General features: G+C 40.9%; 23 protein-coding genes and 1 other RNA gene. 7 read left to right on the top strand and 17 right to left on the bottom strand.

Annotated elements, in window-relative coordinates; all coding sequences use genetic code 11:
* Nucleotides 1–2: 2 nt before the first annotated feature.
* From murG to mraZ, 10 genes are read right to left on the bottom strand one after another with little or no spacing between them, the layout of a single operon-like run.
* Entirely contained in the window at nt 3–1,079 is a 1,077-nt protein-coding gene (gene murG, locus QL989_RS05735; RefSeq protein ID WP_010390701.1) for an undecaprenyldiphospho-muramoylpentapeptide beta-N-acetylglucosaminyltransferase, read from the bottom strand.
* Nucleotides 1,076–2,251, bottom strand: a complete 1,176-nt coding sequence (gene ftsW, locus QL989_RS05740) for a cell division protein FtsW (protein ID WP_010390699.1) — start codon at nt 2,249–2,251, stop codon at nt 1,076–1,078. The genes murG and ftsW overlap by 4 nt, the downstream gene beginning before the upstream one ends.
* Nucleotides 2,248–3,582, bottom strand: coding sequence for a UDP-N-acetylmuramoyl-L-alanine--D-glutamate ligase (gene murD, locus QL989_RS05745; protein WP_178954964.1), 1,335 nt, complete (start codon nt 3,580–3,582; stop codon nt 2,248–2,250). Before murD ends, ftsW begins: the two co-directional genes overlap by 4 nt.
* Nucleotides 3,583–4,665, bottom strand: a complete 1,083-nt coding sequence (mraY, locus tag QL989_RS05750; protein WP_054202311.1) for a phospho-N-acetylmuramoyl-pentapeptide-transferase — start codon at nt 4,663–4,665, stop codon at nt 3,583–3,585.
* Nucleotides 4,665–6,047 (bottom strand): UDP-N-acetylmuramoyl-tripeptide--D-alanyl-D-alanine ligase, encoded by a 1,383-nt coding sequence (gene murF, locus QL989_RS05755; RefSeq protein ID WP_290168947.1) that lies wholly within the window; start codon nt 6,045–6,047, stop codon nt 4,665–4,667. Before murF ends, mraY begins: the two co-directional genes overlap by 1 nt.
* Nucleotides 6,044–7,522: a UDP-N-acetylmuramoyl-L-alanyl-D-glutamate--2,6-diaminopimelate ligase gene (murE, locus tag QL989_RS05760; RefSeq protein ID WP_290169111.1), complete on the bottom strand. Its 1,479-nt coding sequence runs from the start codon at nt 7,520–7,522 to the stop codon at nt 6,044–6,046. The genes murF and murE overlap by 4 nt, the downstream gene beginning before the upstream one ends.
* Nucleotides 7,515–9,332, bottom strand: a complete 1,818-nt coding sequence (locus QL989_RS05765; RefSeq protein ID WP_010390693.1) for a peptidoglycan glycosyltransferase FtsI — start codon at nt 9,330–9,332, stop codon at nt 7,515–7,517. The genes murE and QL989_RS05765 overlap by 8 nt, the downstream gene beginning before the upstream one ends.
* Nucleotides 9,329–9,655, bottom strand: coding sequence for a cell division protein FtsL (gene ftsL, locus QL989_RS05770; RefSeq protein ID WP_010390691.1), 327 nt, complete (start codon nt 9,653–9,655; stop codon nt 9,329–9,331). The genes QL989_RS05765 and ftsL overlap by 4 nt, the downstream gene beginning before the upstream one ends.
* On the bottom strand, nt 9,652–10,590 hold the full coding sequence (rsmH, locus tag QL989_RS05775) for a 16S rRNA (cytosine(1402)-N(4))-methyltransferase RsmH (protein WP_010390683.1): 939 nt from the start codon (nt 10,588–10,590) through the stop codon (nt 9,652–9,654). The genes ftsL and rsmH overlap by 4 nt, the downstream gene beginning before the upstream one ends.
* Nucleotides 10,591–10,619: 29 nt before the next feature.
* Nucleotides 10,620–11,078 carry a division/cell wall cluster transcriptional repressor MraZ gene (gene mraZ / locus QL989_RS05780; RefSeq protein ID WP_010390682.1) on the bottom strand — a complete coding sequence of 153 codons (459 nt, stop codon included), beginning with the start codon at nt 11,076–11,078 and terminating at the stop codon, nt 10,620–10,622.
* A gap of 455 nt (nt 11,079–11,533) precedes the next feature.
* Between mraZ and QL989_RS05785 the strand changes: the two genes are divergently transcribed.
* From QL989_RS05785 to QL989_RS05795, 3 genes are read left to right on the top strand one after another with little or no spacing between them, the layout of a single operon-like run.
* A complete protein-coding gene (locus tag QL989_RS05785; RefSeq protein WP_138608088.1) occupies nt 11,534–11,851 on the top strand; it encodes a DUF883 domain-containing protein in 318 nt (105 codons plus the stop codon).
* A 4-nt stretch (nt 11,852–11,855) separates the two neighbouring features.
* Nucleotides 11,856–12,296, top strand: a complete 441-nt coding sequence (locus tag QL989_RS05790) for a hypothetical protein (RefSeq protein ID WP_290168955.1) — start codon at nt 11,856–11,858, stop codon at nt 12,294–12,296.
* Nucleotides 12,297–12,309: 13 nt separating this feature from the next.
* On the top strand, nt 12,310–12,552 hold the full coding sequence (locus tag QL989_RS05795; protein ID WP_290168957.1) for a hypothetical protein: 243 nt from the start codon (nt 12,310–12,312) through the stop codon (nt 12,550–12,552).
* A gap of 65 nt (nt 12,553–12,617) precedes the next feature.
* On the opposite strand, the gene QL989_RS05800 is transcribed toward QL989_RS05795, so the two are convergent.
* On the bottom strand, nt 12,618–12,878 hold the full coding sequence (locus tag QL989_RS05800) for a pirin-like C-terminal cupin domain-containing protein (RefSeq protein WP_290168959.1): 261 nt from the start codon (nt 12,876–12,878) through the stop codon (nt 12,618–12,620).
* A 707-nt stretch (nt 12,879–13,585) separates the two neighbouring features.
* Between QL989_RS05800 and QL989_RS05805 the strand changes: the two genes are divergently transcribed.
* Nucleotides 13,586–16,624 (top strand): EAL domain-containing protein, encoded by a 3,039-nt coding sequence (locus QL989_RS05805; protein ID WP_290168962.1) that lies wholly within the window; start codon nt 13,586–13,588, stop codon nt 16,622–16,624.
* 75 nt (nt 16,625–16,699) lie between these two features.
* Here QL989_RS05805 and QL989_RS05810 read toward each other — a convergent pair whose 3' ends face one another.
* The 4 genes from QL989_RS05810 to QL989_RS05825 all read right to left on the bottom strand — a co-directional run bounded on the left by QL989_RS05810 (nt 16,700) and on the right by QL989_RS05825 (nt 20,147).
* Complete coding sequence (locus QL989_RS05810) at nt 16,700–16,933, bottom strand: hypothetical protein (protein ID WP_075170457.1); 234 nt, start codon at nt 16,931–16,933, stop codon at nt 16,700–16,702.
* Nucleotides 16,930–18,537, bottom strand: coding sequence for a PepSY-associated TM helix domain-containing protein (locus QL989_RS05815; protein ID WP_290168965.1), 1,608 nt, complete (start codon nt 18,535–18,537; stop codon nt 16,930–16,932). Before QL989_RS05815 ends, QL989_RS05810 begins: the two co-directional genes overlap by 4 nt.
* Complete coding sequence (locus QL989_RS05820; RefSeq protein ID WP_138608102.1) at nt 18,534–18,821, bottom strand: hypothetical protein; 288 nt, start codon at nt 18,819–18,821, stop codon at nt 18,534–18,536. The genes QL989_RS05815 and QL989_RS05820 overlap by 4 nt, the downstream gene beginning before the upstream one ends.
* Nucleotides 18,822–19,199: 378 nt before the next feature.
* Nucleotides 19,200–20,147, bottom strand: coding sequence for a YihY/virulence factor BrkB family protein (locus tag QL989_RS05825; protein ID WP_178954947.1), 948 nt, complete (start codon nt 20,145–20,147; stop codon nt 19,200–19,202).
* 122 nt (nt 20,148–20,269) lie between these two features.
* Between QL989_RS05825 and QL989_RS05830 the strand changes: the two genes are divergently transcribed.
* A complete protein-coding gene (locus tag QL989_RS05830; protein ID WP_290168970.1) occupies nt 20,270–21,361 on the top strand; it encodes a mechanosensitive ion channel family protein in 1,092 nt (363 codons plus the stop codon).
* A gap of 257 nt (nt 21,362–21,618) precedes the next feature.
* On the opposite strand, the gene rnpB is transcribed toward QL989_RS05830, so the two are convergent.
* Both rnpB and rsmI read right to left on the bottom strand, forming a co-directional pair.
* Nucleotides 21,619–21,983, bottom strand: an RNA gene (gene rnpB / locus QL989_RS05835) — RNase P RNA component class A.
* Nucleotides 21,984–22,026: 43 nt separating this feature from the next.
* Complete coding sequence (gene rsmI, locus QL989_RS05840) at nt 22,027–22,884, bottom strand: 16S rRNA (cytidine(1402)-2'-O)-methyltransferase (RefSeq protein WP_076919878.1); 858 nt, start codon at nt 22,882–22,884, stop codon at nt 22,027–22,029.
* Nucleotides 22,885–22,944: 60 nt separating this feature from the next.
* On the opposite strand from rsmI, the gene QL989_RS05845 reads away from it, so the two are divergent.
* On the top strand, nt 22,945–24,825 hold the full coding sequence (locus QL989_RS05845; RefSeq protein WP_290168973.1) for a penicillin-binding protein activator: 1,881 nt from the start codon (nt 22,945–22,947) through the stop codon (nt 24,823–24,825).
* Between the two features lie 9 nt (nt 24,826–24,834).
* Nucleotides 24,835–25,206, top strand: coding sequence for a YraN family protein (locus QL989_RS05850; protein WP_008110719.1), 372 nt, complete (start codon nt 24,835–24,837; stop codon nt 25,204–25,206).
* Nucleotides 25,207–25,258: the final 52 nt, after the last annotated feature.

Consider the following 25,258-nt stretch of genomic DNA (forward strand, 5'->3'; position numbering starts at 1 on the left):
ACTTATATTCTCTTATTTGTTACTTGCTCACAGTGCATAGCGACGCTGGCTGTGGCATCTAAAATAGCCTGCTGCTTTGCTTTAGCAGCCATTTTAGTTATTAATAAAGGTTCGGCTAAATAGGGACTTAAAAGTTCAACAATGCTGCGCTGATTAAATTGCCCCTGTGGCATTAATAGTGCCCCTTCTGCCATTACTAAATACTGTGCATTTGCTGTTTGGTGATCGTCAACCGCATGTGGAAACGGTACAAATACCGCCATTTTACCTGCTGCAGCAATTTCACTAACCGTTAGCGCCCCAGCGCGACAAATCACAATATCGGCCCAGCTATAAGCGGTATCCATATCATCAATAAATTCAGCAACAGTTACTTGTTCATCGCCCATTTGTTGCTGCTGGTAACTTTCGCTCACACTAGCAAAATGGCCTTTACCAGTTTGGTGCCAAACATTAATGGCACAGGTATCATTTAAGCGCTTAAATGCTTCAGGCAGTGTTTGGTTAAGTACTTGCGCACCTAGTGAGCCACCCACTACAAGCATATTGATTGGACTTGATATTTCCCGCTTAGGTATATCAACTACACTCTGACGCACAGGGTTACCCACCAGCTCAGCTTTACCACTGGCAAAAGCACTTGGAAATGCAGCTAATACGCGATTCGCAAATTTCGCTAGCCATTTATTGCTCATACCAGCTACGGCGTTTTGCTCATGAATTACCAAAGGGATACCGAGACTTTTTGCCGCAATACCCGTAGGGCCTGTCACGTAGCCGCCCATAGCTAAAACCACGTCAGGGCGTTGTTGTTTTAATACCTTACGCGCCTGCAATATTGCATTAATAACCATGAATGGCGCTTTAATGAGGCGTTTTAAACCATTACCTCGCACGCCTTTTACATCAATAAAATCAATTTCTATGTTGTGCTTGGGCACGACACTGGCTTCCATTCTATCAGGAGTGCCTATCCAGCTAACTTGCCAACCTTGCTGTTTGAGATAATCAGCAACCGCAATCCCTGGGAAAATATGTCCACCTGTGCCCCCTGCTACAACGACTATTTTTTTACTCATCGTTTAGCTCCCCCCGACGTGGCCTGTTTGGTTGCCATCTTCGTTTCAAAATCTACCCGTAATAAAATACCAGTGGCTATGGTCATCATTAATAAACTTGAGCCACCATAGGAAATAAACGGTAGGGTTAGTCCTTTGGTTGGTAATATACCGGCACTGGCGCCTACATTAACCATAGTTTGAAATGCAAACCAAATACCGATAGCTAAAGCTAAATAGCCTTCATATTCTTTACCGTTTTTAAGCGCATTTTGGCCAATTAGTAGCGCTCTAAATACTAATGTTCCTAATACCATTAAAATACTCAACACGCCCATAAAACCAAGTTCTTCAGCAATCACGGCAAAAATAAAATCGGTGTGTGCTTCCGGTAAATATTGTAATTTTTGTACGCTATTACCTAAGCCTTGGCCAAACCAATCACCTTGACTATAAGCCATCAGTGATTGCACTAATTGATAACCTTTACCAAAAGGGTCATCCCAAGGTTCTAAAAAACCCACCACACGCGCCATGCGATAGGGCTCAAACACAATCAGCCCAACTACCAGCGCAATACCGGTTAAAATAAGTGCAAAAAATTGCCAAAGCTTGGCACCGGCTAAAAACAATAAACCAACTGTAGTAACAAACATCACCACCACGGTTCCTAAATCTGGCTGCATTAAAATAAGCGCTGCATAAACGGCAAATACCGCAATAGGTTTTGCAAAGCCTTTAATGTTTTCTTGTACTTCACTGCGCTTACGCACTAAATAGCCAGCGATATAACTAAAAAAGAATAACTTAGCGAGCTCGGAAGCCTGAATATTAAATGGCCCTATAGGTATCCAGCGGGTCGAACCATTCACTTCTCGCCCCACAATTAGCACTACCAATAACAACACTAAGCCGATTAGTAATAAGTAGGGGTTAGCTTTTTTCCACCACGACATAGGTACTTGAGTACTAATGCAAAATAAACAAAACGAGAGCCCTAAAAAAATACCGTGGCGGATAGTAAAATGATAAATGTTGCCAAACAGCCTATCGGCCGTCGGCATTGAAGCACTGGTTACCATCACAAAGCCCACCCCTATTAGCATTAACATGCAATAAAGGAGCGGCACATCATAAAGCTGCGCCGAAGGTTTAGGAGTAAATGCCTCTTTAATATCCGCAAAAGCTATCATGGCAGCTCCTGCAATACACAATGCACAAAATCATCGCCGCGCTGCATATAGTTGTTGTACATATCTATACTGGCGCAGGCTGGGGCTAATAAAACCGTATCGCCTGACGTACTTAATTGTTTAGCAAGCGCCACAGCTTCAGACATGTTAGTGGTTAAATGACCTTTAGCAGTTAGTGCCACTAACTCTTTTGCATCTTTACCAAAGCAAATGAGGGCTTTAACGTGTTGCTCAACATAAGGTTTAAGTGCCTCTAAATCCGCGCCTTTGGCATCACCACCAGCAATAACCACTAAGTTTTGTTGCTTACCCGCTAAACTATCAATGGCCGCTATTGTTGCGCCTACATTGGTGGCTTTAGAGTCATTGAAATACTTAACGCTATTAAGCTCACCCACAAACTGACAACGATGTGCCAAGCCATTAAATTGAGATAATGCAGTTTTATAATGCGCTTTAGTTATTTCAAACGGACTGAGTAACGCCATTACTGCCAATGTGTTTAAATAGTTATGCTTACCAACAACAGCTAAGGTACTTACTGGTAAATAAGCTTCGCCCTTTACCATAAAGTGCGCTTCGTTATTATGCTGCGCTAAGTGGTAATCGCCTTGCGTTTCTCCAAAGCTAACTTGTGATGCTAACGTGCTACTCACTGGGTGTGTTTGTCTATCGTCAGCATTAATAACTAAAAGTTCAGTGCCTTCATATATACTCAATTTTGAATCTATATAAGCTTGATAGCTATCATAGCGATCGAGATGATCTTCTGAAATATTTAGCACGGTTGCACTGCTAGCCTTTAAGCTGTCAGTGGTATCAAGCTGAAAACTAGACAGCTCCAGTACAAACACATCAAAATCACCGTCAAGTAAATCCAGTACAGCTGTGCCAATATTGCCGCCCAGTGCTACTTTATAACCTGCGGTTTTTAATACTTCGTAAGCAAGGGTTACTACCGTTGATTTACCGTTTGAACCTGTTACCGCAACAACTGGTTTAGTGTTAATGCGGGCAAATAACTCAACATCACCAATTATTTCTACACCGGCATTCATTGCCTGTGCAACCGCAGGGGTTTTTAAACTTAGTCCAGGACTAATAATGATCATATCGCAAGCACTGAGCGCCGCGTTATTTAAATCACCAAAGTGAGTATTTAGATTAGCGGCATGTTGCTTGAGCCAATCAACACCGGGAGGATTTTCTCGGCTATCGACTACATTGGGCTGTATGCCTTGAGATAATAAAAAGCGCACAATGCCCAGGCCGGTTACACCGAGCCCGAGCACTGTTATTTGTTTATTTTTTATCTCGTTTAAATACTGCATTTATCGGATCTTTAATGTCGCAAGGCCAGCGAGCACCAGCACAATAGAAATTATCCAAAAGCGCACAATAACGCGTGGCTCTGGCCATCCTTTAAGTTCGTAGTGATGGTGAATCGGCGCCATTTTAAAAATACGTTGGCCGCGTAATTTATAAGAGCCAACTTGTAAAATTACCGACAGCGCTTCCATTACAAACACGCCCCCCATAATAATAAGTAATAACTCTTGGCGAACCAGCACAGCAATAATACCTAATGCACCACCTAGAGCTAACGAGCCTACATCGCCCATAAACACTTGTGCTGGGTAGGTGTTAAACCATAAAAAGCCTAACCCTGCACCCACAATAGCGGTACACACCACTACCAATTCACTGGCAAGTGGCAAATGCGGAATATGTAAATAAGCTGAAAAGTTAATATTACCGGTTAAATAAGCAATAATAGCCAGCGCTGCAGCCACTAAAATTGTTGGCACAATAGCTAAGCCATCTAGTCCGTCGGTTAAGTTTACCGCGTTTGAGGTGCCCACTAATGCAAAATAAGTAATTACGATATAAAACAGGCCAAGTTGTGGCAGTACATCTTTAAAAAATGGCACAACAAGAGATGTCTCTGTCGCTTGGGTACTGGTCATATAAAGTGCAGTAGCTACAACCAATGCAATAACTGATTGCCAAAAATACTTCCACTTAGCAATCAGTCCTTTAGGATCTTTGCGGATCACTTTGCGGTAATCGTCAATAAAGCCAACAATCCCCAATGAGCCAATCACAAACAATGTGGCCCATACGTATTTATTAGACAAATCAGCCCACAATAAAGTGCTGGTGAATATTGCCGCTAAAATAAGTAAGCCACCCATGGTCGGTGTACCCGATTTAGACAAGTGTGACTGCGGACCATCATCACGTACTGTTTGCCCAATTTGCATGCGCTGTAAACCACGAATTAACTTTGGCCCCAAATAAAGCGACATAATTAACGCGGTCAAAATACCTAAAATGGCACGAAGAGTTAAATACGAAAAAACATTAAAGCCACTATAATATTGAGTTAAATACTCAGCCAGCCAAACTAACATTATGATACTCCATTGATGGCTTGTTGCTGGCCATTAACTAAATCGGTTACTAAAAGCTCCATGCGAGAACTGCGTGATCCTTTCACGACAAGGGTAATTTTTTTATCTACTTTGCTAATACTGTTTTGAATTTGCTGCAGCATTTGCTCACGATTTGAAAAGTGACGATTAGGCAGCTCAAATACATCACTTGCTGACTTACTTAATACACCGAGTGTAAATAGCTCATCAATGCCTTGCGCTAATGCATATTCGCCCACTTCTTGATGATACTTACGAGCATCTTCACCAAGCTCCCCCATATCACCGAGAGCCAAAATACGATGACCTTGAATATCGCTAAGTAAATCAATCGCCGCTTTTACCGATTTAACGTTGGCATTATAAGTATCATCAATAATGGTGAGTGACTCACTGGCTTCAATCAGGTTAACCCGCCCTTTAACTTCACCCATGGTCGCTAAGGCGCTGGCAATTTCATCAAGTGACACGTCAAACTCACTGGTTAATGCCGCAGCAATAAGCGCGTTGCTAATATTATGCTTGCCTGGCAATGCTAACGTTACCGGTACTCTGTGTTGTTTGGTACATAACATAAAGCTTGCGCGAGCTTGTGCATCTAGGCTGATGTCCTCAGCCCAAATATCCAGTTTTTCACTGCTAGAAAAACATTTAACCTTTCGCGCTGCTAATTTATCAAGCCAATACTGACTAAACTCGCTATCGCAATTAACAATGGCAATGCCATCGTCTTTTAAACCATCGTAAATTTCGCCTTTGGCTTGTGCTACCCCTTGCAGGCTACCAAAACCTTCTAAATGCGCCGCCGCAACATTACATACCACGGCAACATCTGGTTTGGTCATGGCGGTAGTGTAGGCAATTTCACCAATATGGTTTGCACCGAGCTCAATAACCGCATAACGGTGCTGTGGCTCTAATCTCAATAAGGTAAGAGGCACGCCAATATCATTATTGAAGTTGCCTTTAGTCGCTAAAACATCCCCTTTACTTGATAAAATAGCGGCACACATTTCTTTAACTGTGGTTTTACCTACACTGCCAGTAATAGCGATAGTTTTAGGTGCAACTTGCGCCATCACCGCTGTACCAATTGTGCCTAATGCAATACGGGTATCGGCAACTACAAATTGAGCAATGTCGGTATCAACAGCGTGATCGACAATGACTCCAATAGCCCCTTTTTGTTTTGCTTGCTCAATAAACTTATGACCATCAAAGTTAGGGCCTTTAAGTGCCAAAAACACTTCACCATCACACAAAGTACGGGTATCGGTGTTTATATTTATTACTTGACGATTATCACCTTGATAATCGGTTGCCAGCACATTTGCTAGCCAATCAAAATCCATTGGGATCATGCTTGAGACCCTCTTACTGCTTTTTTTAATTGTTGTTGTACAAATTGGCGGTCGCAAAAATCAATGCGTTTGTTACCTATAATTTGATAGTCTTCATGCCCTTTACCGGCAATTAAAATAACCTCACCGGCTTTTGCGTTATCTATAGCAAATTGTATTGCAGCACCACGGTCGGCCTCTAAATGGGCGTTTTGTGGGTGTGTTAATCCTGCAGCTACATCATTAATAATTTCATTGGGATCTTCTGAGCGCGGGTTATCACTGGTAATGATCACTTTATCTGCAAACTGCTCAGCGGCTTGTGCCATTAGTACACGTTTACCTTTATCTCTATCACCACCGCAACCAAATACACAACTCACTCCACCTGGTACATGTTGTTGTAGCGCTTGTAACGCTAGTGCGAGTGCATCAGGCGTATGTGCATAATCAACCACGCAAGTAGGCATATTTGGCGCTGTAAATGCTTGCATTCTGCCTGCTACAGGTTGCAAATACTCACACCCTGCCACTAATTGCGTTAATGGGTAACCTAGCGCTAATAATGTGGCTAAAGCAGCGGTTAAATTGTATAGATTAAATTCACCATATAACGGTGATTTTATGGCAATATCACCCCAACTTGTAGTTAATTGCGCCGAAATACCGGTTGCCGAATAGCTAACATCAGAAAAATACACAAACTGAGCGTTTTTAGGGGCTAAGTTTTTACGGCCATAACAAATTAGTTTATTAAAGCTATATTTTTCAATCCATTGCTCTGCTTGTCCGTCATCTTGGTTAAGAATGACATTGGCAGCATCAAAATCACGAAACAGCATCAACTTAGCATCACCGTAACTATCCATGTCACCATGATAATCTAGATGATCACGAGATAGGTTAGTAAATACCGCCGCTTTGAAATGGCACTGATCAACACGGTGCTGTACCAATCCATGCGATGATACTTCCATTGCTACTAAACGATGTTGCTGCTCTTTTAAGTCACTTAAAATATGCTGTAAATCCACACTCGAGGGCGTGGTATTTTGCAGCGGTGTTAACTTATCTGGATGGCCATAACCGAGCGTGCCTATAATTGCGGCTTGGGTACGACAAAACTGTGCTAAATGAGCAATCATTGCGGTAGTAGTCGACTTACCATTGGTACCTGTTACGCCAACTAAATCTAATTCTAGGCTCGGTTGCTGGTAAAATTTACTCGCTAATACAGGCAACTTCTTATTTAATTCTGAGACTAAATAAAGCGGCTCAAAATCACTTTCAAACTCACACAGTCTGTCTGCAATAATTGCACTGGCACCATTCTCAATTGCTTTATCAATAAACTGTCCGCCATCAAGCTGATGACCTTTTATTGCCACAAACACATCACCAGGTTTTACATCGCGGCTGTCTAAACGCAACTCGTTTACCATTAAACGTGCTGCATCTATTTCTAAATATTTTAAAATTGTGTGTAAATCACGCACCATCATCTTTGCCCTTCACGTATGCCACAGAGTCTTTGTCTGGGGCAACGTTTAAAATTCTTAATGAATTAGAGATTATTTCTGCAAACGCCGGACCTGCCGTTGCGCCACCGTAATAAACATCTCCACCGGGCTCGTTGATTAATACCACAACGGCTAATCGCGGATTACTCGCAGGGGCAATGCCCGCAAAATAACCTACATATTCGTCACCATAACCACCTGCAGCGGCCTTTTTAGAAGTACCCGTTTTACCAGCTGCACGGTAGCCATCAACTTTAATACGGCGTGCGGTACCACCTTCTTCAAATACGCTTTCCATCATATGAACCACAGCTTCAACATCTTGTTGCTGAAAAACACGTTCACCTTCAGGTATAGAGTCTTGCTTTAGTACAGTGAGTGGGCGGTTCACCCCACCCGCGCCTAACATTGCGTAAAAACGAGCCATTTGCGCGGTACTCACGGCAATATTGTAACCAAACGAAAGTGCGGCAATTTCGTGATCTGACCAACGACGATTTGGGTAAAATAAACCACTACTTTCCCCGACCATGCCGGTACCACTATCACTACCAAAACCCACCTTTTGGTAAAGACCTACAAAATAGTCTTTGGGTACGGTTTGGCTTATTTTCGTTACGCCCATATTACTGGAGTACTTTAAAATTTCGCGCAGCGTCATTTCACCATGATTACGGGTATCTTGTACTAAGCTGCCCCCTAAACGCATCCAGCCTGGGTAGGTATCAACTTTGTCATCCGGTTGGATTGTGCCGTAGTCTAATCCAGCTAAAATGGCTAGAGGCTTAACGGTTGAGCCGGGTTCAAACAAATCGGTAATTGCACGGTTACGACGCTTATGAGGAGCCGCGCCGCTTAAATTGTTAGGATTAAATGAAGGACTATTTACCATAGCCAAAACTTCACCAGTTTTAACATCAACCACCATGGCTGAACCTGAAGTGGCCTTGTAAGTTAATACCGCTGATTTAACCGCTTTGTAGGCAATCGCCTGAATACGTTGATCAATACTCAGTTGAATACTCTCAGGCTCCACTCGCTCGCGCTCATCAAGCACTTCAACTTCACGTCCTTGAGCATCTTTTCGAATCGTACGTCGGCCTTCTTCACCTGTGAGTGCATTTTCGTAAAGCTTTTCTATGCCTTCAATGCCTTTGCCATCGATATTAGTAAAACCAATGATATGCGCACTGACCTCACCGGCAGGGTAATAGCGTTTTGATTCATCTAATAAATGAATACCTGGTAGGCGTAAATCGCCAATATAATTAGCAACAGCCGGAGTAACTTGGCGTTTTAAGTAAACAAAGCGACGAGTAGGATCATCAAGTAGTCGGGTATTAATTTTGCTCGGTTCAATGCGCAGTACATCGGCTAGTTCACGCCAGCGCAAATCGTTTTTATAATACAGGGCGGTACGCTTGTTTAGCTCAGCGACATTTTCACGCAGAGTTTGCTGATCTTCACCATTTTTACGGGCTTGTCTGAGCACTTTGCTCACCAGTGATTTATGCAAAGCTTTAGGATCTGCATACACACTGACTACAGGCACACTAACAGCTAACTCTTTACCGTTACGATCGAAGATCATACCGCGTTGCACATGCAATTTTTCAACACGTACCGTACGCTTGTCACTTTCGGAGCGAGCCTTATCGGGTTCAATTACTTGCAAATATGCGGCGCGCGATACCAAAGTCACAAACACTAAAAAAATCACCGCGCACACTAAAATAAAGCGCCATGCGATTAGGTTGTTGACTGGTTTTTTGCCTCGCGTTCTCATTGTAATATAATTACCTGCTCATCTTGGCTGGTTGGCCGCTTCATTTCTAATTGTGACGTTGCCACTTCTTCAATGCGTGCATGTTGCGAATAAAATTCTTCTTCCACTAAAAAATAACGCCACTCTAAATCCAATTCATCACGCTCTTGCAGTAACGAATCTTGCTCAATTAATTGCGCACGAGATAAATGAGTTACCTGCACCACACTCAAACTTGACGCGAATATCACAACCAACAAGGCCAAGGTGATCTTGTTCGCACCTAGGCCTTTAATTATTTCAATAAATAGATTGGGTTGGCGATAACTCGCTTTTTTACTCATCCCAACCTCTGTGCAATCCTTAGTACTGAGCTACGAGAGCGTGGATTGCGAGCCACTTCATCAGCACTTGGTTTAATAGCTTTACCCACTGCTTTTAACGTCAGGTTTTTATTTATTTGTGCGTCGGTTAAAGGCAGACCTCTGGGTATCGCTTCTCCCTTACTCTGTTTTTTAATAAATTGTTTTACAATGCGATCTTCTAAAGAGTGAAAAGAAATAACAACTAAGCGACCACCCGGCTTAAGAACTTTAATCGCCGCTTGTAGTGCGGTTTGAATTTCCTCTAACTCGCTATTGATATAAATACGAATTGCCTGAAACGTGCGCGTTGCAGGATGTTTAAACTTATCTTTAACAGGTACTGCTTCATCAACTAAATCTGCGAGCTGTTTAGTGGTAGTAATTGGCGTATGTTCACGCACTTCCAATATCTTGTGTGCAATGCGCTTACCAAATTTTTCTTCACCTAGCTTTTTGATCACATGGGTAATGTCATCTAGTTCTGCCTCAGCTAACCACTGCGCAGCGCTACGGCCTGTGCTTGGATCCATTCGCATATCAAGCGGGCCGTCTTTCATAAAACTAAAGCCACGAGCGGCATCATCTAACTGCGGTGACGACACACCAATATCAAGTAAAATGCCATCAACTTTACCAATAAGATCGTTTTGCTCAGCAACTTCGTATAACTTTGAGAATCGTGAATGAGCAATTGAAAAACGTGAATCGTCGGCAAACTTTTCTGCTGACTTTATCGCTTGTGGATCTTGATCAATAGCCTGCAAGCGACCAGCGTCGCCCAAGCGCGCTAATATTTGCCCTGAGTGTCCGCCACGTCCAAAGGTGCCATCCATGTAAATGCCGTCTGGCTTAATTGCAAGTGCATCTATGGTTTCGTCCATTAATACGGATACGTGTTCAAATTGCGCTGTCATTAGCTATTTTTTGCCTTTTTGTTTTGCTGCTAGAGGGTAAAGTTATCTAAATCGTCATTGGGTTCAAATTCGCCAAGCCTTTCAAGCTCAGTGTCTTGTCGCATTTGTTCGTGCCAACGCGCCTCATCCCAAATCTCAAATTTATTCATTAAGCCCACCAGCATAATTTTTTTGCCAAGTTCTGCATGTGAGCGCAAAGAAGGCGCCAGCAAAATTCGACCGTTTTTATCAAGCTGATACTCTGTCGCATTACCTAACAACATACGTTGCATCCGTCGCGCTCTGGGATTCATATTAGATATTTTTGCTAAACGGCTTTCAATTTCTAACCATTCAGCAAGCGGGTACAACCAAAGACAAGGCTCATTGAGTGCAACTGTGCAAATAACCGTTCCCTGATCTTCAGACAATAGCGTGTCTCGGTACTTTGTTGGTACCGCAAAACGTCCTTTATCATCCAAACTCAGTGAACTTGCGCCACGAAACATAAAAAGCCTATTGTAAAATTATTTTAATCAACTTTTTGATTAACCCGATCCAGTTTGATCCACTAAACACCACTTTTTACCACAGTGCTCCAGTTTAGGGCTTGACAAGCCTTTTTGTCAAGTAAGTCACCCAGCTTTAGCGCCCCGCGAAGCCTGAAAAAATAAGGCTCAGATTAAAGCGGTTGAATTGTTTAGTAAAAAATCTGATCAGCCGATAAAAATTTTTTTCATCGGTTTTTTTATTACTTGGCAGCGTTTGTTTGCTCAATGAATAAACAGTGAATAATTACAATTTTTTTGTTTGTAAAAATTACAAACCATAGTCGCAATAGTTACAGCAATAAACACGTATAAGTCAGCGTTAAAATTAAAATATAAATATAAAACAACAATTTAAAAACTGGTTTAATCATTGCACTTTAATAATTACTTTTAAAAACTATTAAGGATTGATTATGGCTACGGCAACTAAGAGCAAAGCACCTATTGATACAAAACAAGAGATTGAAGCCCCGTTAACAGATAAGGCAACATCAGCTGCGCATGACGCAGTAGATGCATTATCGAGTAAAGCGGCGGTAGCTGAAAATGGTGTTCGTAAAGGAGCAAGCAGTTCAGCAGAAACGCTTAACGAAAAACAGTTAGCAGCTCGCGAGAAATTAGAAGAATGTACCTCTAAGACTCGTCAACTCGCATCTGAAAATCCACTAGCAACGGCTGGTCTGGCATTTGCTGCTGGTATGTTAGTTACTGCGCTATTTCGTCGTAAGTAATACCATGCAAAACCCAGATTTAACATCAAGCGAATCACAAGCGACGGATTCGCAATCATCAGCAACAAATGCGGATGACTGGCAAGATCATGTTGCCAAGCTTGCTGACTATGCAGCGCAGCTCAAGGATGATTACCATCAACAAGGAAAGTTGACACATCAGCTGGCAATAGCAGAGTGGAAGCTATCGCTAAGATCCTTAGCACTGATCACTATTTTACTAGGATGTTTTGCCAGTGGCTTGGTGTTATTGTGGGTGGGATTTTTAGGTATTGTAGGCTTTGCTACTTTTGATTTATTTAGCTCGATTTGGCTGAGTATTACTGTAGTGATCAGCCTACAAACTCTATGCTTAATTTGGCTATGGCGAAATGCAGTTTATCTAAGCAAAAAAATTGGTTTTACTAAAACGCTAAATAGTCTAAAGCAGCTGCTTAAGTTATAAGGCATACACAATTATGTTAATCAATTATTTGATCAATTCACCGGACGCTCGAGTGCAACAGCTCCACAAAGAAGTGGCGATACAATCTGAGCTAAAGCGTCAGCACCTTACAGCAATAAAATATCGAGCCAAACGCTTTGCAGCTACAAAAGTGGGGCTCGTTAGTGCCTTTAGTGCAGGCGTGGTCGTGGAGTCGGCAAAGGGAGACACCAACATAGTAAAAAAATACAGTTGGTTGTTAAAACTACTCGCTTAAAAGTCACTCTTGCATTAATACATCACGACAGTGTACCGAAAAACGTTTTTATAATCGCTAACCGCTTAGCATATTTCAGCGTCAGTGATCATCACAAACGGGCCTATTTGTGCAACTGGCTGATTAAGCGGTTCACCTACTAACATGCAATGCTTCAACCATCGCTCTAGGCTAACTCCTTGTTGATTAGTAAAACTGAGTACTGGTTGCTCTGTGATATTCTGGTATTGCGGCTCACGCATTTTGTTAGTGCTTGGCATATTGAGCGAAATCTGAAAGCCATGTAAGCCTTGTTCAGCATCAGCAAGTGGCGTTTCACTGTGCATAACACCGCTACCGGTATTTATCCATTACACGTCTCCCGAGCAAGTCACTTCTTTGTTTCCCATTTAATCTTCATGCTCAAATAACACTTTTAAAATATGAATGAAAGTTTCGATACCGCAATGAGGTTGAGGAGGAAAACCATCGCTCTACTCACTTTTATCATCGGGCTTAAGCTCACCAATTATTAATAATGACACTAAATATTTACCATCAAACCTAGAATAAGACGCCTGTTGACACAATACCCATATTAGGTACTATGAGCAGCCAGAACATTGTTTATTTTTCATTTTTTGCCTAGGGTCGATTTACTCTTTGTTGCCTACATGAATGTAGGTAAGGGCTTTGAGCGGGACGCGGAAGCTTTGCTCGGTTTTTAGTTATTCTTACATGGATGTAAGCCAGTAGAATAACGCAGGAGCAGTTATCGAGCCCATTTGGTTACAAACCTCGCGTCGCGGTTAAACATGCCCTTATTTGTTATGTAAATATATAAGAGATTAAATTATTATTTCATCATGTTTTTAATACGTAAATTAATATATTTCAATCATATGCAACACCATCTTATTTCAAAATCTTAGATATAACCTTAGTACTTCAATGGTTATTTATAGTAGGATTATCAAGCGTCACTCTGCTTTGTACTAATTTGGATACGACTATTTTTACTTCATCACTAAAACATCAACTCTACCGCCTTCTTATGCTGATTTGCATACCTGTTGCTGCTGTCATTTTAGTAACCTTGTGGTTTAGTCGTGACGCGGCTATTGAAGAGCATGAAAAAAAAGTACGATCCATCACTGAGCATCTAATTATCAAGCAGCAGAACATGATTGATGATATAAAGCATGTGACTGAATTTTTAGCAAAAAAGCAGAAAGATATTGAGTCTTTACCCTCTACCTGTCCTTCGTATGTTCTAGATGTTAAGGTGCTCAATGGCAATATCGCGAATATTGGTATAGTAAATAAATACGGCGATTTAATTTGCACCTCTAATATTAGTGACACCAACATTAATATTAGCGACCGCCCCTATTTTAAAAACGCGCTCGCCAGTAAAGAGTTTAGTATTGGCCATTTCCAACACGATCGCAGCCTCAAAGCTCAAAGTATTAACTTTGCTTACCCTATTTTAAATGAAAGCAATGATATTGAAGGCGTTATTGTGACTGTAATCGCTCTGGACTGGTGGAGCTCGGCACTTAATACTTTAAATTTATCGACAGAAATTAGAGCTGTCATTACTGACTCTAACGGTAATATTTTAGCTAACTACCCTTTTTCAGCCGATAGACTAGGCAACAAATTGGAAAAGTTCGATTTAGCGCATAACTTGCAAGCTGGTGTCATTTTTAAAGGTAAAGATGGTATCCGTAGAGTGTTCCATCAAACAACACTCTATCGTGATGGTAATGACAATAAGCTCTCTATTTATATTACTCAACCAATAGATGAAACACTTGAACAAATAGATATTAACTTTGTAAAAATGGTTTTAGGATTTTTAATTACCATTTTGCTTTTAGCCGTATTGGCTAGACGATTAGTTAATAAAAGCATCTTAAACCCGATTAAAAGTTTAACGCAGGCCGTTAACCGCTTAGCAGCCGGTAATATGCCTCATGACGACGAGCAGCCTAATAGTCCTGAGCTAAATAGACTCTATCATCGTTTTAAATATATGGCCGAAACTCGCTTAACAGCTGAAGCATGCCTTAAACATAAACATGACGAGCTTAATAGCTTGCTTAATGCGCTACCCGATGCTTTTTTACGTGTAGATGCCAACGGCAATATACTTGATACCGGTGGCCTTATTAAATCGTTAAATTATAGCCATTCAACACCGCCTAAAAAGCTATCGTGTTTATTCTCTATTGCCAATTTAAAACAAATTGAAGGATACTTAACAACCCTGAGCGCTCCGGTCACTATTGAGCTTGAAGATAAACAAGACAATCAGTTTTATGAAGCGAAAATCAGCCCAATGAAAAAAGCGGATGAGTTTATAATTGTTATTAGTAACATCACGCAACGAAAGCAAAATCAAGAATCTTTGCATTTAGCGTCATTAGTTTACAACAACAGCAGTGAAGGCATGGCAATCACGGATGAAAATGGCATTATTTATGACGTGAACCCTTCGTTTTGTAAAACGACCTTGTATTCTCGAAAAGAAGTACTCAATAAAACGGTGGGTATTTTATCATCGGGTAAACATGATAAAGAGTTTTATGACTACATGTGGCAATCAATAAATAAAACTGGCCGCTGGCAAGGTGAAATAACCAATCGTCGTAAAAATGGCGAGCTGTATGTTGAATGGTTAACCATAGATACTATTTACGATAAAAATAAAGCCCCAACTAGTCGTATTGCTATTTTTACCGATCTAACCGAGAAAAAACAAGCTGACGAGTTAATTTGGCGACAAGCTCATTTTGATCATTTAACCGACTTACCTAATCGACTAGAACTTAAAGAGCGGTTGAACAAACGATTTACGAGCGTAAACAACCACGACCAAAAACTGGTTATTATGCTGTTAGATATTGATCACTTTAAAGATATTAATGATACGTTAGGCCATCATTATGGCGATAGATTACTTAAATTAGTATCTGAGCGAATTGTGCAAACAGCAAAAGAAGCTGACTTTGTAGCGCGTATTGGTGGCGATGAATTTGTTATTGTATTTAGTGATTTACGCGGTGGCGATAATATCAAAAAAATAGCAAAATCACTGCTACTTAGCCTTGCTTCGACTATTTTTATTGAAGAAGAAAAAGTGTATATCAGTGCCAGTATTGGTATTGCCTGCGCGCCAGATGATGGCCAAAACCCAGAGCAACTGCTTAAAGCCGCAGATCAAGCTATGTACAAGGCAAAAAATAGCGGCCGGAATGACTTTGAATTTTTCTCACATGATATGCGTGAAGATGCAAATGCAAGAATGCAGTTGCTCAAAGAGCTTCGCTCAGCCATAGAGTTAGAGCAATTTGAGTTATATTATCAGCCTATTGTGTCCCTTGATGATTTACACGTCCATAAAGCTGAGGGACTTATTCGATGGCAACACCCAGAAAAAGGCCTGATCAGCCCTGCCGATTTTATTCCTCTTGCTGAAGAAACCAGACAAATAAATGCGCTTGGTCAATTTGTATTTACTGAAGCACTGCAAACACTTAATGATATTAAAAAACACATTCAAGATGAATTTCAAATAAGTATTAACGTATCGCCGGTGCAGCTCGCAACCACAGACAGTGGTATAGACGATTGGTATGGCATGCTTGAGACAGCAAATTTACCTGCATCGAGTATTGTGGCAGAAATTACTGAAGGCTTGATGGTTAATCCTGAAGAGCTGACCCAAAGCCGCCTAAAAGCCTTGGTTAAATCAGGGATGCAATTAGCACTCGATGATTTTGGTACGGGTTACTCATCGCTTGCTTACTTACAAGAAATGGATACCGACTACCTAAAAATTGATAAACGCTTTGTTGATAATATTCAAAAAGACAGCCAAGAGCTGGCCTTATGTGAAGCAATTATTATGATGGCTCATCAGCTTGGTTTAAAAGTAATTGCCGAAGGCATAGAAACAAAATTACAAATGGATTTATTACTTGAGGCTGGTTGTGATTATGGCCAAGGCTATTTGTTTTCAAAGCCGTTGCACAAAACCTCGTTTATGCAGCTGATAAAAACAGACCAAGTGATTAATTTAAACTAAAGGCAGTTAATACGCTCGCTCAATTATAGCGCGGGTACAAAACTGCCCCTTATTTCAGAATGTTAATACTATAATTTAGCGCACTGAAATAGACTTACCGAATACAAAAGCAACCATTAAATTTATTAATAAAGCCGAAGCAATACTAACAAAAGAACCTGCAATACTTCCGTACTCAGCTATAAAACAGATAAGTGCGCCAATAAACACAACGAGACTTAGCCAAGTGCTTGCTGGGCGCATCAATCTTAGTAATAAGCTACTTACAACTAACAATCCACATCCAAGTATTAGATAAATAACTGTCATATAGTCACCTCTTGTGTTGTTGGCTTTATTAGTATTTGTCGCTTAGCCATGATCCGCTGACTTACATAGATTATTAAGCAACCAATAAATAAAAAACTAATATCAACAACAGTAACTAGGGTGTTATTTGAACTAAAAGCATGGCTTGACGACAGTAAAATGTTTAAAGGCAACACAGACATGCATGCACCACCAGTTATAAGCAGTGTGACTTGCAAATAACGATAATAATTAATCGGTAACACTGCAAATAAACACCAAACTAGCCACGAAAGAAAAAATAAAGGTCCGAAGTAGCCATTGTGCAATTGTACTGGGATGAAGTTATTAAGTAATACTTGCAAAGGGAATAATATGGCAGTAGCCAATACTAAGCCTCCACAGCTACCGATAATAACCCTATTCCATCGTTGATAAGCCACTTCAGAAAGAGTCGGATTACTACCCCTTGTGCGCTTGGTTAACCACATCATAATTCCAGAAAGTGGTAATAATGCAGTAGTTAAACCAAGGAGTGCCCAAACTAACTTTACAAAAACGCCCGCAAAATTACCAAAATGAAGCGGGAATAATAATTCAAGTACTTTAATAGCAGGGCCAGGAATGTCACCAAAGCTACTCATTGATTTACTAAACTTACCATCTCCGCTGTATTGCAGTAATTGTGATGCAACTGCATCGCCGCCAATAAGACGTAAGTAAACTTGAGCATTCGCATCATTATGCGCCATAACAGTTAAATCAATAACTTTCGCTTTTGGGTAACGTGTTTGGGCATCAAGCAAAATAGTATCTATTGCTGTTGCTTGGTAATTATTAGAAACAATGGTTTCAGGCATCGCGGTAAATTTTTCCACCAACTTATCTTGATCTCCACCAAAACTCACAAAAGCGGCGGCGGGAAGTAGTATAACGGTTGCAAGACCTAAAAAAGCTCCTGTAAAGCCGATGATGGCATGAAAAACGCTTCCCCAAATACCCATCACTTTGTGAGCATCGTTCACTACCACATCAAGACCTTTTTTACGTCTAAATGTAAACAGCTCTTTTATTATTTGGCGGTGAATAAATAAGCCCGTCACAACAGACACCAATAAAGTTAAACCTAAAAAGCCAGTAAGAATAAGCCCTATTGGTCTGCCTAAATGTAAGTCAGCATGAAAATGCCCAATAAACGATGGCGCATCAGTTTTACGGTGCTCATAAAAATAATCTGCAGCACCATAATATTGATTTACCAAATTAAAATTACGAGGGTCAAATTGGTAAGCATAAGCAGCCTCTTCGTCATAATTTTCATCGCCATCGTGAGATTCAAATAAAATCGTCAATAAATGCGTATTATGCCCAGTTGGTAGATACACATGGATATTTTTACCAAACTCTTTTGGTACTTGTTGGTGATAATGGTTAATTAACGTCATCACCTTTTCACTTGGCACTGTATCCAATTGATGTAACTCTGGGTTGGCCCAAATTTTTAGTTCTGGGCGGCTAAGTACAGCTAACGCACCGGTAAAGCAAACAATAAAGAGCAAAATACCTGTAACAATACCAACCCAACTATGCAGTAAAAATAGCTTTTTTAGTGAAATAGATCTCATCCCTGTCCTCCTTGTAAAGCCATAAAACTAAGCCCTGCATGGCTTAACAAAATAACTAACATAACAATAAAAGGCTGCCATGCGCTTTTCGCCATGTAAGCGTATATAAATAACGCAGTCCAAATAAAAGGAAAAAGCATTATCGGTATTAATATTTGCTCTTCCATAGCGAAAGGTAAGTAGGTAGTCATGCCAGGGATCATCACCACAGCCGTAATTAACGCAAGTAAACAAGCCAGAATATGGCGTCGCTTAGTTGCTGTAAAAGTGTGTTTTTTATTCATTATTATTTACCTTATCAATGCAGCTTAGTCCCACCATATAGAAACCAAATTACACTTCGTCCAAACCTGAAACGTTATACTGCTACCACATAATTAAGCACAGCAATAAAATTAAAAATGATAACCATTTGCATTATAATATTTATTTAATTAACTAAACAAATATAAATAGCAAATAATCCATGCATAAACGCCAAACATGGTTCAGCTAACGGCAATTGACGCTTAGTTAAATATATAAAAGATGGTAATCGGGTATAGCCAGAGATTTTAAATGAAAACAAGGCGAGCTTACGCGTAAATAGCTAGGGTCTGTAGATTCAACGTAGTTGTGCTGAAAATAGCTGCTTGAGATAGATTTATTATCCAGAGTTCAGATTATTTAGTATCGAGGTGGTCTGCAACATAAGCACCTCGCTGCCCTCTTTTTTTATCTGGGCCTACTGTGCTATCTTGCGCTGTTTGCTGCTCTAACGCTGCATTAATTGTAGCTCCTAAAATAATGATATAAGCGCTAATAAATAGCCACATAAGCATAATAACCACCCCGCCTAAAGAGCCATATGTTTCGTTGTAACTGGCAAAGTGAGATACATAAAATGAAAAGCCAAAAGATGCCACAATCCATAATACTGTGGCAGTGAATGAGCCTACGGTAACCCAGCGCCACTTAGCTGCTTTTCTGTGAGGCGCGTAACGATATAAAATTAACAATGCAAAGTTAAAGGTTAGTGCCAGTAATGGCCATGAGATAAGCATGATTAAAAAATCAATACTCTCTTTTATTCCTAACAGGTTAAGTGCTAACGGTAATATACCGATAATTACCAATGCTATAACCGCCACCACAATCGCGCCCACTGAAAATAGTAAACGTACAAGTTGCGCCTTAAAAAATGAACGCTTTTCGTATTCTTGATAACTAATATTACACGCGGTGATCAAAGCTTGGCTGCCCTTAGAGCTGCTCCAAATAGTGATCAGTAAAGTGCCTAGTGCGCTAAGACTTAAACTGGTTTGAGACTTTTGCGCAAGACTCGAAACCTGAGACAAAATAATCTCTTGGGTACTTTGCGGCAATAAAGCCATAAATTGACTTAAATACGCACTAATATCATTCGGTGAAGCAAAATAAGCATACACAGACACCAACGCCGCAATGGCAGGAAAAATAGCAAGAAGTGCATAAAAGGCCACGCCTGCTGCCACCAAAGATAAATTATCACGGCTCATTTGTTTTATAATTCGCTTTGCAATATCCCACCAGCCACGCAGAGGGATATGGTTAGGCTGCTTGGCTCTTTGGCCACGCTTAAAGTCACTCATAGTTAACTCCCTTTTCCTAATTAATTGCAAGATGTTTGCCAAACAAATACTCCTTGGTATTAAACTTGCTGCTATTGTTTTACACAGACCCTAATTAACTCAACCTAACACGGATGGCTCCTATGCTCAGCGCTTTAATTGCAACACTCGCTAATAACGCATCTATTCCTGCAATCGACACCGTTCAGCCAAACTCGGTTTCATGGGACTTTTTAAAAGAGCAAAGCGTGCAATTACTACACTCATTCGTGCAATTACTGCCCACTTTGTTTCTAGGGATTATTATTTTGGTGATTAGTTATTTAATCGCCACCCCATTATCACGCTTGTTAATAAAGCCCGTTACTTACATGACCAACAGTAAATTAGTACACCTAGTTGCTAGGCGTGGTATTAGTACCTTAATTATTTTACTTGGGTTTTACCTTTTCTTACGTTTGGCTGGCTTGACTGAATTCGCGGTCGCTATTATGAGTGGCACTGGGTTAATAGGCCTTATTTTAGGGTTTGCCTTTCGGGATATTGCTGAGAACTTTATTGCCAGTTTACTTTTGAGTGTACAACGTCCATTTAAAATTGATGATGTAATAGAAGTAGATAGCAGAATAGGTATAGTTAAAAAAGTAACTGCACGGGCAACCACTTTAGTTGACTTCGATGGCAATCATATTCAAATACCCAATGCGACTGTGTATAAAAATACCATTAAAAACTTAACCGCTAATCCAAAGATGCGCGGTCATTTCACAATCGGTATTGGCTACGATAATGACATTCGCGGCGCACAAAGTCTTGCTATTAGTGTTATAAAAAAACAAAACTCTGTGCTTAGCGATCCACCTCCCCAAGTATTGGTTGATAACTTAGGCTCCGCCACTATCAATTTTACTGTTTACTTTTGGGTCAACGGCGAACAATACAGCATTGTTAAAGTAGCCTCACAGCTAATGCGAGAGTTAATTAACAGTTTTACGCAACATAATATAAGTATGCCTGACGATGCTAGAGAGCGTGTATTACTCAATAGCCAAGGTGAAGATATTTACCCCACAGCAAGCGAAGCTAAAACTGCAGCAGCAAAGCAAACTGATACTCAAAAACATAAAACCACAGAGCATGAACACAGTATTGATGATGTAAGCAGTGATACTGATGATATTCGCGAGCAAGCCGATGAATCGCGCGATCCGGAGCAGGGTAAAAATATTATATAGATAGGTTCGAGGTTCGAGGTTCGAGGTTCGAGGTTCGAGGTTCGAGGTTCGAGGTTCGAGGTTCGAGGTTCGAGGTTCGAGAAATTTAAAAGCCTTGCGGTTAACATTACAAGGTTTTTTATGCCTGAAGGCGATAGTTAGTCTCGCGTCGAGTTTAGGTTTTAAGCCCGCAACCCGAAGCTCGCCGCCAGGAACCTGACAGCTTGTCTCAAACACAAAAAAGCCCGCAGCGTTAACTGCGGGCTTTTTTATTGAATGAGTGAGTTAGCCATATAAGCCGGGTTCTGTCCTTTCCGAAGAAAGTGATAATCATTCGTCTAGGCCATAAATCGCTCTATGGCTCAAGCAACCTACCCGGTTCCAACGTGGGCCACGCCATAAGGAACCCTATTTGGTCTTGCTCCGAGTGGAGTTTACCTTGCAACCGACTATTACTAGCGGCCCGGTGCGCTCTTACCGCACCCTTTCACCCTTACCAATCCGAAGATTGGCGGTCTTCTCTCTGCTGCACTTGTCGTGGGCTCACGCCCCCCAGCCGTTAACTGGCACTCTGCCCTGTGGAGCCCGGACTTTCCTCCCCCTGATCATTTTCGTCACAGGCAGCGATTATCTTGGCTAACTCGGCGCGCAGTATACATGAGAGCACAACACTACGCAGTAAACATTTACTGTTTTTCTTCAATAATTGTTTTATACAACGCGTTTTTCTTCATGCCGAAGTAATCAGCTACTACACCACACGCTTTTTTCATTGGCATTTCGTTTTCAAGTAACGCTAACATTTTACGGGCTTCTGGCGGAATATCGTCAACTACCTTAGCTTTCCCTGGCAGCATGAGTACTATTTCACCGCGTTGCTTGGTAGGATCGTCAGTTAAAAACTGCTTTAACTCACTCACTGTGCCATTAAAAAAGGTTTCAAAGGTTTTAGTTAGCTCTTTGGCAAATACCACTTGCTGCTCACTACCTAGCGCCACTTCTAAATCGTCAAGGCTTGCCATAATACGGTGGGTACTTTCATACATAATACTGGTAATACTTGAGTTAACCGCATCTATAAAAAAGTCTTGGCGTGCTTTACTTTTGGCAGGTGTAAAACCAATAAATTGAAAACGATCAGTAGGTAACCCAGAACAACATACCGCTGTAATAGCAGCACATGCACCAGGTACGGGTGTTACACTTGCGCCTTGCTCACGACATAAGTTAACCACCGCATAGCCAGGGTCGCTTATAAGCGGCGTGCCTGCATCAGAGACCAGTGCAATATTTAATCCTTGATTAAGTTGGTCGATAATTTGCTGCGCTTTTTGCTTTTCATTATGGTCATGTAACGCAAAGGTTTTAGCCTTAATACCAAAGTGGCTAAGTAGCTTACCAGTATGGCGAGTGTCTTCAGCCGCGATTAAGTCGACCTGCGATAATGTCGCGATTGCACGCTGACTTAAGTCGTCATAATTGCCGATTGGGGTGGCAACAACGTAAAGAGTGCCAATTTTCTGTGAATTCTCCTCATTTAACATTGAGGTCTCCTGCGTCAGTCAGTAATATAAGCAAATCGCGTTAACGTATGGGAAATCATTGTGCGACTTAAACTAGTTAGTCTATTAATTATATTGTCAGGGTTATCGGCGTGTAGCACAACCGAAAAACCAACTAAAACCAGCGATAACTTAAGTAACAGTGCCAATACGCTGAAAAATGAAGCACTAAATGCGCAATCTATTTACCAATTAGCGCAAAACCGCTATGGCGCTGATAAAATCCAGCTACTTTATAGTGCTCGTGATAGCGCAATTACAGAAGAAAACTGGCCACTACTCGAAAAAATATGCACTGAACTTGCACTTACCGCCAGTGTTGATCAAATTCAAAATCGTTTATACATTGCCTTTGCGCAAAAAGAGCAAAATAAAAATCAGCAAGCACTTGAGGTACTAAACACCCTGGAGGGGCAACTTAAGCAACCTGAACATTTTGCTTGGCACCAATTTTTAACTGCCAGCATTTTTGCGTCGCAAGACTTACCAAAACGTGCAGCTCCTTACTTTTTTGCTGCCTCTGAATCGGTAGCAAAAAATAATATTTCTATCCCTAAACTTAATGACGCACTTTGGCATAATTTAAAGCAGCTTTCTTCGTATGCATTAGAGCGATTTAACCGTGGCTCGGTTATTCAACAAGGCTGGGTTAACTTAGCTTTGTATCATCAGGTTTATGCCAACAGCTCTGTTGATTTAGACCAAGCGATTAATAATTGGCGCCGCCGTTACCTTGGGCACCCTGGTACCAATGTTCTACCAAAACAAGATACCTACGCCAATGAATTAGCACCACTAAATATTGAACGCTTAGTTGTGCTATTACCTCAGTCAGGTGCTAACAAGCGCTTAGGGGATGCATTAAAAGCAGGCATACTGGCTGCACTTGATAAAAAAGAGATTAGCGAAACGCTGTTTATTGATGAAAATACCGAAACCGAAGCGTTGAGCGCACAGATTTCGCAATTACAACCAGACTTTGTTATTGGCCCGCTATTAAAAGCCAATATAGATAAACTCGCGAATACCAATACATTACTCGATATACCCACATTACATTTAAATACCTTTGATGGCGAACGAACCTCTTTGCAGCACTACTTTTTTGCGCTTAATCCTGAGCATGAAGTACAACAAACTCTAGAGCATTTTTTAGCGCAAGGTTATCAAAAACCTATGTTGCTAGCGCCAAATAATACCAATGGTCAGCGCTTAATTGACTACTTTAACCTGCAATGGCAACGCTATAGTGAAACAACCACACAAGTTGGCTTTTACAACGACAATAAAGATATGCCCAATACCATTACCAGCTTGCTAGAAGTTGATAAATCAAAAGAGCGTATTAAATCGGTTAAAACACTTTTTAATAAAGAAGTAGAAAGTGAAACCCGTTCACGTGGCGATATTGATGCAATTTATATATTAGGTGACGCCATAGAGACCCGATTAATTAAGCCTTATCTGGATGTTAACGTAAGCACCTTTGCCGACAGAATCCCTATTTACGCCAGCTCTAAAAGTCATAGTAAGCAAATAGATACCACTGACAAAGGCGATTTAGATGGGCTTTACTTTACCGAACTTCCTTGGATGTTAGACTCACAAATTACGCAGCATAATCTACGTAAGCAATATAATAATTTATGGCCTGAACAGGCTGATATTAGCCAACGTTTATTTGCCATGGCCTACGATGCCGTCGCCATGCTGAATGATATTAGACAGCTGAGCATTACACCCGATAAATACTTTTCAGGCTTAAGCGGAAAATTATCCATTAATAGTGCCGGTGATATTGAACGCTCACTGCAATGGGCGCAGTACAGCAATCGCCGTATAAAACCTGTGGAATTAAAAACACAACGCCCTGTGCCGCTATTTATGCAATCAGCAAACGACGGCATAACCATAATTAACTAAGGGGTTAACATGTCGTGGTTTAAACAGCTGTGGCAAAATAGTCGTGAAAAAGGCCAGTATTATGAGCGCCAAGCGCAAAAGTATTTAGAAGCGCAAGGTTTAAAAGCGATTGAGCGTAATTACTACTGCCCCTACGGCGAACTTGATGTCATTATGAAAGACGGTGACACCTTAGTGTTTGTTGAAGTTAAGTTTCGTAAAAATAACATAAAAGGCGGCGCTAATTATGCGCTAAGTCCGCAAAAGCAAGCTAAGTTAAAGCGCACTATTTATCATTACCTTGGTGCTAAAAACTTAAAAAACCAGCCATTACGTATTGATTACGTAGCTATAACAGGCGAACCGTCATTACATATTAACTGGCTGAAAAACGTATTTTAATAACTGATGTATAAAAATAAGACGATTACAACAGCTTCATGTTGAGCATACA

Origin of the sequence: Pseudoalteromonas sp. APC 3224, assembly GCF_030407535.1 — a bacterium.
Lineage (GTDB): Bacteria > Pseudomonadota > Gammaproteobacteria > Enterobacterales > Alteromonadaceae > Pseudoalteromonas.

Coding starts and splice junctions, on each gene's coding strand:
- QL989_RS05830 (WP_290168970.1), top strand. CDS start 20,270: ATGCTCAGCGCTTTAATTGCAACACTCGCTAATAACGCATCTATTCCT.
- QL989_RS05785 (WP_138608088.1), top strand. CDS start 11,534: ATGGCTACGGCAACTAAGAGCAAAGCACCTATTGATACAAAACAAGAG.
- QL989_RS05800 (WP_290168959.1), bottom strand. CDS start 12,878: ATGCACAGTGAAACGCCACTTGCTGATGCTGAACAAGGCTTACATGGC.
- QL989_RS05810 (WP_075170457.1), bottom strand. CDS start 16,933: ATGACAGTTATTTATCTAATACTTGGATGTGGATTGTTAGTTGTAAGT.
- QL989_RS05815 (WP_290168965.1), bottom strand. CDS start 18,537: ATGAGATCTATTTCACTAAAAAAGCTATTTTTACTGCATAGTTGGGTT.
- QL989_RS05795 (WP_290168957.1), top strand. CDS start 12,310: ATGTTAATCAATTATTTGATCAATTCACCGGACGCTCGAGTGCAACAG.
- QL989_RS05850 (WP_008110719.1), top strand. CDS start 24,835: ATGTCGTGGTTTAAACAGCTGTGGCAAAATAGTCGTGAAAAAGGCCAG.
- murF (WP_290168947.1), bottom strand. CDS start 6,047: ATGATCCCAATGGATTTTGATTGGCTAGCAAATGTGCTGGCAACCGAT.
- QL989_RS05825 (WP_178954947.1), bottom strand. CDS start 20,147: ATGAGTGACTTTAAGCGTGGCCAAAGAGCCAAGCAGCCTAACCATATC.
- QL989_RS05765 (WP_010390693.1), bottom strand. CDS start 9,332: ATGAGAACGCGAGGCAAAAAACCAGTCAACAACCTAATCGCATGGCGC.
- murG (WP_010390701.1), bottom strand. CDS start 1,079: ATGAGTAAAAAAATAGTCGTTGTAGCAGGGGGCACAGGTGGACATATT.
- QL989_RS05805 (WP_290168962.1), top strand. CDS start 13,586: ATGCTGATTTGCATACCTGTTGCTGCTGTCATTTTAGTAACCTTGTGG.
- QL989_RS05790 (WP_290168955.1), top strand. CDS start 11,856: ATGCAAAACCCAGATTTAACATCAAGCGAATCACAAGCGACGGATTCG.
- murD (WP_178954964.1), bottom strand. CDS start 3,582: ATGCAGTATTTAAACGAGATAAAAAATAAACAAATAACAGTGCTCGGG.
- ftsW (WP_010390699.1), bottom strand. CDS start 2,251: ATGATAGCTTTTGCGGATATTAAAGAGGCATTTACTCCTAAACCTTCG.
- rsmI (WP_076919878.1), bottom strand. CDS start 22,884: ATGTTAAATGAGGAGAATTCACAGAAAATTGGCACTCTTTACGTTGTT.
- mraZ (WP_010390682.1), bottom strand. CDS start 11,078: ATGTTTCGTGGCGCAAGTTCACTGAGTTTGGATGATAAAGGACGTTTT.
- ftsL (WP_010390691.1), bottom strand. CDS start 9,655: ATGAGTAAAAAAGCGAGTTATCGCCAACCCAATCTATTTATTGAAATA.
- rsmH (WP_010390683.1), bottom strand. CDS start 10,590: ATGACAGCGCAATTTGAACACGTATCCGTATTAATGGACGAAACCATA.
- QL989_RS05820 (WP_138608102.1), bottom strand. CDS start 18,821: ATGAATAAAAAACACACTTTTACAGCAACTAAGCGACGCCATATTCTG.
- mraY (WP_054202311.1), bottom strand. CDS start 4,665: ATGTTAGTTTGGCTGGCTGAGTATTTAACTCAATATTATAGTGGCTTT.